This is a genomic window from Clostridium sp. DFI.1.208, assembly GCF_024463855.1.
Classification (GTDB): Bacteria; Bacillota_I; Bacilli_A; order Erysipelotrichales; family Erysipelotrichaceae; genus Clostridium_AQ.
Map to the genome: position 1 here is coordinate 1 of NZ_JANGCA010000091.1, position 11,116 is coordinate 11,116.

The window sequence follows — 11,116 nt, forward strand, 5'->3', positions numbered from 1 at the left end:
ACCTGTTCTCATCCCGAACACAGAAGTTAAGCATATCAGCGGCGACAATAGCTGGACTGGCTCCAGTAAAGATAGCACGCTGCCAGGTAATCTGACTCATCATCTGATGGGTCTTTTTTTTACTTATTAGCAAAGCTAGCAAGGCGGTAGAAAGCCTTTACGATTCTGATGATTCCTTTTCCTTATTACAATTCTATCGAAAGAGTAATAGAGGCGCCTAAATAGGAGGAGCATGCCTTTACTATACGGTAGTTTTTACTGTCAGAAACCCGGGTAGAATGCAGCACAGCTGTTCTGAATCATAGAATGTATTAAAAGACAGAGCTTGCATGTTGCTGAAATGCCATGTTCAATAGCCCACCTTATCATTTTTATAAACAAATGTATGTGCTTTTATTGTAAAACTGCAAACTTCTTTTAAATTTCGCCCTTATTCTAAAAAATCATGAGCAAACGTGGTATAATAATACTGTTTTGACGATATGAGGAACCATACATATATACAGGGCTTGGTGACTATGATCGATCCGAAAAGGAGGACGAAATTTTGGAATTTACAACGTTAACACCTCAGGAATATGAAGCATTCCAGAATCAGCATCCCTATCGGGATTTTATGAACTCGCTGAAAGCGATGGAATTAAAGAAAATCAATCATTGGGATGTTGAATACGTTGGAGTAAAGGAGCAGGATAAGCTTCTATGCGCTACTCCATTGACATCCATACCAGTGATGAAGCTGTACCGATTTTATTATGCACAACGCGGTTTTCTAATAGATTATCGCGATGAGGAGCTTTTGCGTTTTTTCACAAAAAAGCTGACAGCTTATTTAAAGAAGAAAAAGGGCCTGTATCTGATTGTTGATCCAAATGTACTATATAAAGAGCGCGATATCGATGGTGAACTGGTAGAGAACGGCTTTGATCACTCCTATGTCGTGAAAAATATGATAGCCTCCGGATATGAGCATCAGGGATTCACTAAGGATTTTCAGGTGATTTCAGAAATTCGCTGGATGTTCTCACTATATTTAGATGGCAAGGATGAGAAAATGCTTTTAAAGGAGATGCATCAACAGACACGCTGGTCTGTGAATAAAACCTTAAAGCAGGGAATACAGGTACGTGAATTAACGATTGATGAATTGGATATTTTCCTTGATATGATGCACCATACCTCACAGCGCTGTGAATTTGTGGAGCGCGAGCCTGAATTTTATCGAAATCAAATGATTGCATATGGAGAGGATGCAAAGCTGCTGCTGGCATATCTTGATCTGAATGATTTCCGAAGGAAGCTGGAATTGGAAAAGCAGGAGCTGGAAAGAGAATATGCAGAGATACTTGCCAAGCTTGATGAGCTTCCCAACAGCAAGAAATTTATCAAGAAGAAAAAGGTTGTGGATGAAGCCTTCGCATTAAATGAAAAAAAATATAGAGAAGCTGAACTATTGGAGCAGGAGCATGGAGCCTGTATACCTATGGCTACATCGTTTTTTATACAGTCGCAAGATGAGCTCATCTATCTTTACAGTGCCGCATACGATACCTTCAAGAAATATAATGCGCCGTATGCAATTCAGTGGCATATGTTGCAGTATGCTCTGAAGCATGGAATTCGCAAATATAATTTCTATGGCATATCCGGCGATTTTGATAAGAATGCGCAGGATTATGGGGTTTATGAATTTAAAAAGGGCTTCCACGGTGTTGTGGAAGAGCTGGTTGGTGACTTTATCCTACCCATACAAAAAGGGCCGTATGCACTATATAAGAAATTAAAGAACAAGTAGTTCTATGGAGGTAGTATGCAATATCAATTTATAGAACAAGTCGATGCGAAGGAGCATGATGCGTTTGTAAGCAATCATGAATTATGTAATCTTTTGCAATCCAGTAGCTGGGGTCTTGTTAAGGAAAACTGGAAGCATGTAATCGTAGGTGTAACTAATCAGAAAGAGCTGGTGGCAAGCTGTATGATCCTAATCAAGCCGCTGCCGTTGGGGTTCAGTATGTTTTATATTCCGCGCGGACCGGTCTTGGATTATACCGATTCTGCACTTGTAGCATTTCTTATGAAAGAGCTGAGACGCTATGCAAAGAAATTCAGATGCCTGTTTATCACCTTTGATCCGGCGGTTCACTGTAATGATTACACAATCAAAGAAGCAAATGAGAACCATTATGAGCATATCGATGCTATGATACAGATGCTGCAGGAGCAGGGAGCTGTATTCAAGGGCTTTACCAAGCATATTGATGATACCATTCAGCCGCGTTATCATGCCAATGTCTATGCCGGTGAGAACCTTGAAGCGACCTTGTCTAAAAGCTGTAAGAAAGCACTGCAGACCGTCCAGAAGAAAATGATTGAGGTTTCGCCTTATCATATGGATGGCGTGGAGGATTTTGCAAAGGTAATGCATTGTACGGAGGAACGTAAAAACATTCATCTGCGTGACGAGGAATATTTTCAGCGCCTTATGGAAATCTACGGAGAGGATGCCGTGATCTATTTGGCTAAGCTGCCGCTTCGTAAGCTCTATGAGGATACAAAAAGGCGGTATGAGCAAAATGAAAAGGATTTGGAAGAATGTCCGGAGAATGCAAAGAAAAAGCGCTTTACACTGGAAGAGCTACATGCTTCTCTCAGCCGTGAGGTAAAAGAGCTGCAGGAAAATCTGGAGCGTGACGGAGATATTGCAGTTGTTTCCGGAGCATTATGTGTGAAATTCGGACCAACTGCGGAGATACTGTATGCAGGTATGGATGAGCGCTATAAACGTTATATGGCACCCTATGCCAGCTTTTATAGATGTATGATATGGAGCTTTGAAAAGGGCTGTCGCTGGAGCAACATGGGGGGGATTGAAGGCAGTCTGAAGGGTGGACTCACGAAATTCAAGGCGAATTACAATCCTACCATAAACGAATTTGTCGGTGAGTTTGATTTACCCGTATACAAATCACTGTACGCTCTATCACAATGGGCGATGAAGCAGAGGAAGAAAGCGCTGCAGAAAAAATAAGAGGTGAGAACGATGAAACAAATACCTGTTTGTTCACTGGAGGAAACCAGAGAGCTTGGAATGAAATTAGCTTCTCTTATAAAGCCGGGAATGCTGATTACATTAAGTGGTGATCTGGGAGCTGGTAAGACAACATTTACAAAATATCTCGGCAAGGGACTTGGTGTTAAAAAAACAATCAATTCACCGACCTTCACCATATTGAAAATATATCAGGGAGCGTCCATGCCGGTTTACCATATCGATGCCTATCGGCTGGAGGGAATCACACAGGATCTTGGATTTGAAGAATATTTCGAGGATGATGGCGTATGTGTGATTGAATGGCCGCACTTTATTGAAAGTCAGCTTCCAAGGGAGCGTTTGCATATTGCCATCACCAGAATTGAGGGAGAAGAGGAGAAACGTATGTTTACTCTTGATCCGAATGGCAAAGTGTATGAAGAAATTGTGGAGGCGTTATAATGAAAACATTATGCTTGGACAGTGCGCATAAGTATCTGGTTATCGGGCTGTATGAAGATGATTGTATGATATGTGGTACTGCAAATTTATCATGGAAAAAGCAATCAGAGACAATATTTCCGGAGCTTATGCGCCTGATGCAGGAAGCTGGCTGGGATAGTGACGATGTGGATGAGGTTGTGATCACAGATGGGCCGGGAAGCTATACAGGTGTGCGCATTGCAATGTGCGTTGCGAAGGTTTTATGTACCAGGAAGCATATACCGCTGTATGCTGTATCGACGCTGCAGCTTTATGCAGGAGTACATGAGCATGCATTTGTTATGCTGGATGCCAGAAGTCAGCGTGCATATACAGGAGCTTTACAGGGCGGTAAATTTGTTGAGGAAGAAAAGATACTGACACTGGATGAAATTCGTATGCTTGTCGAGCAATCGGATTATCAGCTGTTTGGAGATTGTGAGCTGATTGATGAAAAGGCGAGTGAAGCACAGTTTCTTGAGAATTTCATCGCATTGCGTCCGTATTATAGAAAAGTTGAGAATGTACATACGCTGACTCCGCGTTACTTAAAGGAGTCAGATGCATATAAGGTAAAGCCATGATTCGCAGGGCTGCAGACAGAGATCTGGAGCGCATTCTGCAGATTGAAGAGCTTTGCTTCAGCAGTCGCTGGACAAAAGAGATGTTTCTTTATGAGCTGCATGAAAATGAATTTGGCCATTTATATGTATTGGAAGAGAATCAGGAGATTGCAGGTTTCATTGATTTCTGGACGACGTTTGAATGCTGTCAGCTGGCGAATATTGCTGTGCATCCTGCTTATCAGGGAAGAGGATACAGCCGTAGTCTGATGGATTTTATGATTGCAGCGGCAGAGAAAGAGCAGTGTGAAACCATTATGCTGGAAGTACGGCCATCCAATGTAGCTGCGCGTGGTCTTTATGATTCCTATGAGTTTATTAAGGTTAATATACGTAAAGGGTATTACAATGATAATGGCGAAGATGCCATTGTGATGTGCAAAGCCCTGGGAGGTAATTTGGTATGAAACAGACGCTGATACTGGCTGTGGAATCCAGTTGTGATGAAACAGCTGTGGCGATTGTGGCGGACGGAAAAGAGATATTGTCCAATGTCGTTGCAACACAGATTGATGTACATAAGGAATTTGGCGGTGTTATTCCAGAGGTTGCGAGTAGAATTCATGTAGAAAACATATCTATGGTGATTGAAGAGGCATTGCATAAAGCAAATGTGGCAATGGAGGACATTGATGCAGTTGCTGTTACGCAGGGACCGGGTCTGGTGGGCTGTCTGCATATTGGTGTACAGGCTGCAAAGACGCTTGCCTGGGCTTTTCATAAGCCGCTGGTACCGGTGCATCATATTGCCGGACATATTTATGCAAACCGCCTGATAACGGATTTGAAGTTTCCGTTGCTGGCACTTGTCGTATCCGGCGGGCATACGGAGCTAGTCTATATGAAGGATGAGTGGAGCTTCGAGATCCTTGGAACTACGCAGGATGATGCGATTGGTGAAGCTGGAGATAAGGTAGGACGTGTGCTGGGGCTGCCATATCCTGGCGGTGTTTACGTGGATAAAATCGCCAAGGAAGGCAAGCCGATTTATAAGCTGGCACGGCCAAAGACAGAAAATCCGATGGATTTTTCATTCAGTGGTCTGAAGAGCAGTGTATTGCAGTTTATTGACCGTTGTAAGCGGAAAAATGAAACCTTTACTGCTGCAGATTTGGCTGCATCCTATCAGGAAACCGCATTTGGTGCCTTGCTGGAGCGTGCGGAGTATGCATTGCAGGAATATCACCCTGCCCAAATGGTACTAGCGGGCGGTGTTGCCGCGAATTCTTGTTTGCGTGAAAAGGTGGAAAAGGGACTCGCTGAAAAATATAAGGATGTTGAATTTATCATTCCTCCTTTATCCTGCTGTACAGATAATGCGGCAATGATCGCAGTGGCAGGATATATTGCGTATACGCACGGTGTGCGAGGAGACTTTGATTTAACAGCAGATCCTGGAATCGAACTGGAGGCAGCTGCGGTAAGCCATGTATAAAGTAACTGAAAAGCTCTGGATTTTTCTGAATTCGGGGTTTTTCTTTTTTTTCATTTCATAAAAGCTACCATTCGCGTTGGAATGCTTCCTTACAGCTGTTTGGCGTTTGGTGCAATGAAGAGCTTTCGCTTTTTTTGGAAGGATTCCTATCAGACGTATTTCTATTCTTCCTGTCTGAATGCGAGGATATCGATAAACGCACATACACCTATAATAAAAGCTACTACTTTCTCCAGCCAGGGAATCGAGGTAATCAGCTGTGTCAGATAGTGAAAGCTTAAGAGCATGGACAAAGCGTAGTTCAGACAGAATATAATCGTAATAATGAGACAAATTTTTTGTGTTTTTTTCATTTTCTTCACCTGTTCTACTTTATGAAAATATTCTTCAATTATGAATGATTCCGGAAATCCGGGCATAAAGTAGGGTGAGCAGGAGGGAGATTTAATATGAAATCAAAAATCATTGCAGGCGTTGGTATTGTTGTTCTGGCTATCGCTCTAATCTTCGCAATGAAACCAAAATCCTTTGATAAGCAGTTTGAGAAAAAGATGTCTGATATGAATTCCTATATCCTGGAAGGCAATATGGAAATTGCGAAGGGTGAAGATGTGAAGACATATGCTGTGGAGGTCGGATATAAGAAGGCCGATAAGGATTTCTTCAAGGTGACATTGACGGATAAGGAGCTGAATCAGGAACAGATCATTCTTCGGAATGATGCTGGTGTTTTTGTAGTAACACCGAGTCTGAACCAGATTTTCAAGTTTGAGGGAGACTGGCCGATGAACTCTCCAAAACCGTATCTATTGCAGTCGATTGCAGATATTGTAAAGGGAAAGGATGCAGCGATTAAGGAGGAAAAGGGCGGCTATCTTGTCACTAGCAAGGTATCTTATCCGAATAATAAAAACTTCGACCATGAAGAAATCATGTTTGATAAGGATTCTAAGCTGAAGTGGCTGCAGATTTATAACAAGGATAATACATCTGAGCTTAAAATTGTGTTTACCAAGTCGGATTATAATGCAAAAATTAAGGATGATTATTTTAAAGCACCGACTGTTTTGGAGAAGTCAAAAGCAACATCGGCAATAACGGATGCTGATTTACCTTTATATCCGGTTATGGTGTATGATGCCAAGCTTGAGAATATCAGCAGTATGAATGCGAATGGACAGACGAAGCATGTTCTGGAGTATACGGGAGATAAGAATTTTACGGTTGTGGAAACAAAGAAGAAAAGCGTAAAGGAAACGCAGACAGTAATCATGCCCGGAGAAATGATGGATGCCCTGGATGTGGTGGGATTCTACGATGGAAACCATCTGAGTGCGGTGTATGATAATGTTGAGTTCACTGTATTTTCTGATGACCTGAGCCCGGAGGAAATGATGCAGGTGATTATGAGCATGCAGGTGGCTGTGATGAAGTAATGATAAGGAGAGGAGATGTATATTATGCAGATCTTTCTCCGGTTGTCGGAAGTGAGCAGGGAGGCGTTCGTCCGGTTGTTGTCGTACAGAATGACAAAGGCAACCGTTATTCAAAAACGATCATTGTTGCTCCTATTTCAAAAAAGATGTCGAAGCCGCCAATTCCCACACACGTCATATTTAGCGATGATTCTCTGAGCTATGTTTCTATGATTCTCTGTGAGCAGCTGCGTACCATAGATAAAAAGAGATTGGGGCAGTGGATCTGTACATTGGATGAAAAAACACTGGAAAAGATCAATCGGGCAATTCGGGTAAGCCTGAGTATATGAGTACAGGAGGGGTTCCTATTTGGAATCTCTTTTTCATTCTTATAGAGGAGGCGATGGCGGTGATAGGTATAGGAAAAAAGTGATAAGAAATCTATAAAAATTTTCATTTTTTACTTGTCAAGAATGAAGTTTCATGATATTATATACAGGCATTGTGATGATACAAGCTGAAGGTCCAGTGGTGTAGTGGTTAACATGCCTCCCTGTCACGGAGGAGATCGTGGGTTCGAGTCCCATCTGGACCGCCATTTAAATCTTTGAAATCTATTTGAATATGCTGGTCCAGTGGTGTAGTGGTTAACATGCCTCCCTGTCACGGAGGAGATCGTGGGTTCGAGTCCCATCTGGACCGCCAGTTATGCAGATGTAGTTCAATGGTAGAACACAGCCTTGCCAAGGCTGATACGGGGGTTCAATTCCCCTCATCTGCTCCATGTGTATATTAACTTCCTTTTCAGGAAGTTTTTTTCTGCAAAAAAAGCCTTTATTTAAAGGGTTTAACGCATTTTTATAATATATTATAATTACCGATAATACATATCATGACGAAAATATGACGAAAAATAATGCTTGAATATATATGATATTCATTTAAAATGAAATTAAGAGGTGATTTTATGGCAGCATATAGAAAAGGAAAGAAGATATATTTTAAAGGAAAGTATTTAAAAGAAGATGGCACATATCAGAATTATAATAGATATTGTCCTGGTATCACAAAATTAAAAGAAGCTGAGTTACTAGAACAAAATTTTTTAGAGCGTGTGAAAATGGGCGAGGAAATAACACATAAGGGGCAGATTACATTTATAGAGGTTTGTGATAAATATGTAGATATGCGTCGCAGATCAGGAGCGGTTAAAGGCTCAACGATTATCGCCGATAAGGAAATCATAAATAAATTAAAAGAAATCTATCACTATAAAATTGCTTTAATCAAGCCAGGCACTCTGCAGAAGATAATAGATGACATGGATGCAAAAGGATACAAAGAAGCGTATATCAATAAGTTTTATCACACTTTAAATAAGATTTTTAAGTATGCGAAGGTTGAAGGGTATATATCTATCAATCCGATGGAGCGCGTTCATAAGATTAAACGCCCGGATGAAATAAAGGATGATATGAAGTTTTGGACATATGAGGAATATAAGCTATTCCATGCAGCAAGTAATAATGACTGCTTTTCAGTATGCTATGACCTGTTGTACCTCCAGGGCCTGCGCAAAGGAGAAGCTCTGGCATTAACCTGGAATGATATAGATTTCGCAAAAAGAACACTCCGCGTAAATAAGACAATAACGTATAGAGTGGATGATGAGCTTTATAAGATAACACCGCCAAAGACAAAGAATAGCATCAGAACCAGAGAAATGTCATGTGAATTGATTGATATATTGCAAGCATATAAAAAGGATCAGGAAAAGATAAGAAATTTTAATGAAAATGGTTTTGTGTTTGGATATGATAAGCCGCTTGTTGAATCGTCGTTAGATAGGAATTTTAAGGCGCAGATCATAAAGGCGAATAAGATGATAGATGAGCAGAATGAGATAAATGGAAACAAAGAGATAAAGCATATCAGAACATTGAATCTGCATGCCCTCAGGCACTCTCACGCATCGTATTTATTAAATGCCGGTGCAAATATGCTGGTTGTGGCTTCCCGCTTAGGAGACACGCCAGAAACGATTATGAAGGTATATGCACATATGTTTCCTGCATCAGAAACAGAAATCATGGATATCATGAACAGCAAGTATAAAGGAGCATCAGATAAGCATTGACTATAGAAAAAAAGCTGCTTTTGATTGCAGCTTTTATTTTTTCTCACTCATAAGCTCAATAATTTGTTTTTCTAAATCTTTTTGTTGAGATGCAGTTAGGTCATCGCTTAATCTGATTACCAATGTTCCTTTCACAGAATGAAAATCACCAACAACAGAGCCGTCAAAAGAAGATAAATAATCGTTTCTCTTGTTTGCATCCTTCTCATTTGCATAAATTTCTATTTGACCACCACCGATAGTTCCAACATCGCAAGCGTCATCACCATATGGTGATGAGTATTTTTCTTTTGCCAATTGATCATCAACCTGTTTAAGCCTGAAATATACAGCGCCTGTATAACCACCGTCTTTATTAAGTTTCCCGTTTGGATCATTATCTTCTGTAACCATACAGGTGCTTTTTACTCCATCCAGCTTTTCAATGGCAGCTTTTACATCTTTATCAGCTGGGTTGGTTAATAAATCTTTTTTAGTATCCCCACATCCACTCAAAGCCACAAACAGCATAACACATAAAATACCAGCAATCGATTTTTTCATTTTATATATCCCTCCATATCGATATCTATAAAATATTATATCATACAGAATGGTAAAATTTACTCATCATTCAAAAAGGATGTTCTTTCTTAATGAAAAAATGGTAATAAATTCAATCTTAGCAATAATATGTAAAATTTAACATTTAAATGTTATAATATACACACATGTTTTGCAAAAGGTGCCATAAACAGGAGAACGCAAGCATATGTCAGAAGATGAATATAGAAATTGTATTATCAAAATGATTACACAGATTCATTCATTAAGCAAACTACGCCGTATTTACACATATGTAATGCATCACTTTACCAAGTAACAAAAAGGCGAGGGAAACCTCGCTTTTTACTGTGCTTTATAGGTGCTTAATGCTTTTGATCAGTGTGCAATTCCTGTTTTAATATGGTCAGTAATTTATTTAAAATCACATCAGCGAATTCAGCTCGTTCTTCTTTCGACATATTGAGATATGACTTTATTAAAAACGTATCCACTTCATTCAAATCATATTGCATTATTAAATCATCCAGAGCCGTATCCGATATTTCAAACATTTCACCTTTGCCCTCAGTGAGCCATAAGTAATTAACGTTATATGTCTTACATAGCAATTTCAATATGGCATTACTTGGTTTTCTGTTCCCATCCTCGTAATTGGCTATTGTATTGCGATCAAGACCAAGTTTATCACCAAACGCTGCTTGTGTTAATCTTAAACTTTTTCTTAATAATTTTAATCTCTCTTTCAAAACAATCACTTCCTTTTTAATTCATATTAGCATAAGTACAACAAAAAAACGAGGTTTTCATTCCTCGTTTTTTTGTATTTTTTTTGCAAACGTTTGGAAAAAATTTCGTACTGCTTTTCGTTCTTCGTGTGATGCTTCAAGATATGTTTCAATCAAAGCTCTGTCATCTTTATTTAAATCGAATTGCTCAGCCACTTCATCAATGATGGTTTCAGGAAATGCGGTAAACATATCAACATCAGCACCTTCAGTAAGCCAGAAATAATCAACATTGAAAGTACGGCATATGGATTTCGCCATCAACTCTGTTAATTTATTAACACCATTTTCGATAGCTGAAACGGAAGAAACTTTTATACCTAGCTTTTCACCAAATGATTTCTGGCTAAGACCCAATTCTTTTCTTAAATTTTTTACTCGATCATTGGGTGTCATTGAATAAACCTCCTTTCTATGTAGCAATAATAACACAAAATATCCATTTAATCAATATTCTGGTGTTGACAAATTCCATTTAATGTAATATAGTGTACATGCAATGGATGGCAGATTCCATGATATGTAATGGAGAAAGACAACTATATTAAAGTCAAGTAGTAATTTATGAAAAAGTATGAAATATAAAATACTTGAAAATATAGTATTCGATCTTTGAAATTGTGAATGTAAATATGTTGAAAAGAACTATAGTTAA

The 11,116-nt window shown here is 39.5% G+C and carries 13 protein-coding genes and 3 tRNA genes; 12 read left to right on the plus strand and 4 right to left on the minus strand.

All coding sequences use genetic code 11. The features are described from left to right. Positions 1–547: 547 nt before the first annotated feature. Genes NE665_RS22415 through tsaD form a run of 6 tightly spaced genes read left to right on the plus strand, consistent with a single transcriptional unit; the run spans position 548 to position 5,575 of the window. Positions 548–1,795, plus strand: a complete 1,248-nt coding sequence (locus NE665_RS22415; RefSeq protein WP_233104849.1) for a peptidoglycan bridge formation glycyltransferase FemA/FemB family protein — start codon at positions 548–550, stop codon at positions 1,793–1,795. A 15-nt stretch (positions 1,796–1,810) separates the two neighbouring features. Further along, positions 1,811–3,031, plus strand: coding sequence for a peptidoglycan bridge formation glycyltransferase FemA/FemB family protein (locus NE665_RS22420; protein WP_117444139.1), 1,221 nt, complete (start codon positions 1,811–1,813; stop codon positions 3,029–3,031). A 12-nt stretch (positions 3,032–3,043) separates the two neighbouring features. Then, positions 3,044–3,496 (plus strand): tRNA (adenosine(37)-N6)-threonylcarbamoyltransferase complex ATPase subunit type 1 TsaE, encoded by a 453-nt coding sequence (gene tsaE / locus NE665_RS22425; protein WP_117444140.1) that lies wholly within the window; start codon positions 3,044–3,046, stop codon positions 3,494–3,496. After that, complete coding sequence (gene tsaB / locus NE665_RS22430; protein ID WP_117444141.1) at positions 3,496–4,101, plus strand: tRNA (adenosine(37)-N6)-threonylcarbamoyltransferase complex dimerization subunit type 1 TsaB; 606 nt, start codon at positions 3,496–3,498, stop codon at positions 4,099–4,101. Before tsaE ends, tsaB begins: the two co-directional genes overlap by 1 nt. Beyond that, positions 4,098–4,547 carry a ribosomal protein S18-alanine N-acetyltransferase gene (gene rimI, locus NE665_RS22435; protein WP_117444142.1) on the plus strand — a complete coding sequence of 150 codons (450 nt, stop codon included), beginning with the start codon at positions 4,098–4,100 and terminating at the stop codon, positions 4,545–4,547. Before tsaB ends, rimI begins: the two co-directional genes overlap by 4 nt. Further along, entirely contained in the window at positions 4,544–5,575 is a 1,032-nt protein-coding gene (tsaD, locus tag NE665_RS22440) for a tRNA (adenosine(37)-N6)-threonylcarbamoyltransferase complex transferase subunit TsaD (RefSeq protein ID WP_117444143.1), read from the plus strand. Before rimI ends, tsaD begins: the two co-directional genes overlap by 4 nt. 161 nt (positions 5,576–5,736) lie before the next feature. On the opposite strand, the gene NE665_RS22445 is transcribed toward tsaD, so the two are convergent. Then, the gene (locus NE665_RS22445; protein WP_117444144.1) at positions 5,737–5,928 is read right to left on the minus strand and encodes a DUF378 domain-containing protein; all 192 of its coding nucleotides are present in this window, start codon (positions 5,926–5,928) and stop codon (positions 5,737–5,739) included. 96 nt (positions 5,929–6,024) lie between these two features. Between NE665_RS22445 and NE665_RS22450 the strand changes: the two genes are divergently transcribed. The 6 genes from NE665_RS22450 to NE665_RS22475 all read left to right on the plus strand — a co-directional run bounded on the left by NE665_RS22450 (position 6,025) and on the right by NE665_RS22475 (position 9,130). Next, positions 6,025–7,011, plus strand: a complete 987-nt coding sequence (locus tag NE665_RS22450) for a hypothetical protein (RefSeq protein ID WP_117444145.1) — start codon at positions 6,025–6,027, stop codon at positions 7,009–7,011. After that, a complete protein-coding gene (locus NE665_RS22455) occupies positions 7,011–7,343 on the plus strand; it encodes a type II toxin-antitoxin system PemK/MazF family toxin (RefSeq protein WP_002607657.1) in 333 nt (110 codons plus the stop codon). The genes NE665_RS22450 and NE665_RS22455 overlap by 1 nt, the downstream gene beginning before the upstream one ends. A gap of 172 nt (positions 7,344–7,515) precedes the next feature. Continuing rightward, a tRNA-Asp gene (locus tag NE665_RS22460) sits at positions 7,516–7,591 on the plus strand. Positions 7,592–7,622: 31 nt separating this feature from the next. After that, positions 7,623–7,698: transfer RNA gene (locus tag NE665_RS22465), tRNA-Asp, on the plus strand. Positions 7,699–7,703: 5 nt separating this feature from the next. After that, positions 7,704–7,777, plus strand: a tRNA-Gly gene (locus tag NE665_RS22470). A gap of 183 nt (positions 7,778–7,960) precedes the next feature. Then, the gene (locus NE665_RS22475; protein ID WP_233104862.1) at positions 7,961–9,130 is read left to right on the plus strand and encodes a site-specific integrase; all 1,170 of its coding nucleotides are present in this window, start codon (positions 7,961–7,963) and stop codon (positions 9,128–9,130) included. A 33-nt stretch (positions 9,131–9,163) separates the two neighbouring features. Here the strand turns inward: NE665_RS22475 and NE665_RS22480 are convergent, their stop codons facing one another. From NE665_RS22480 to NE665_RS22490, 3 genes are all read right to left on the minus strand, one after another. Next, positions 9,164–9,673, minus strand: coding sequence for a hypothetical protein (locus NE665_RS22480; RefSeq protein WP_233104861.1), 510 nt, complete (start codon positions 9,671–9,673; stop codon positions 9,164–9,166). A gap of 365 nt (positions 9,674–10,038) precedes the next feature. Next, on the minus strand, positions 10,039–10,422 hold the full coding sequence (locus NE665_RS22485) for a helix-turn-helix transcriptional regulator (RefSeq protein WP_233104860.1): 384 nt from the start codon (positions 10,420–10,422) through the stop codon (positions 10,039–10,041). A 57-nt stretch (positions 10,423–10,479) separates the two neighbouring features. After that, positions 10,480–10,857 carry a helix-turn-helix domain-containing protein gene (locus NE665_RS22490; RefSeq protein ID WP_233104859.1) on the minus strand — a complete coding sequence of 126 codons (378 nt, stop codon included), beginning with the start codon at positions 10,855–10,857 and terminating at the stop codon, positions 10,480–10,482. Positions 10,858–11,116: the final 259 nt, after the last annotated feature.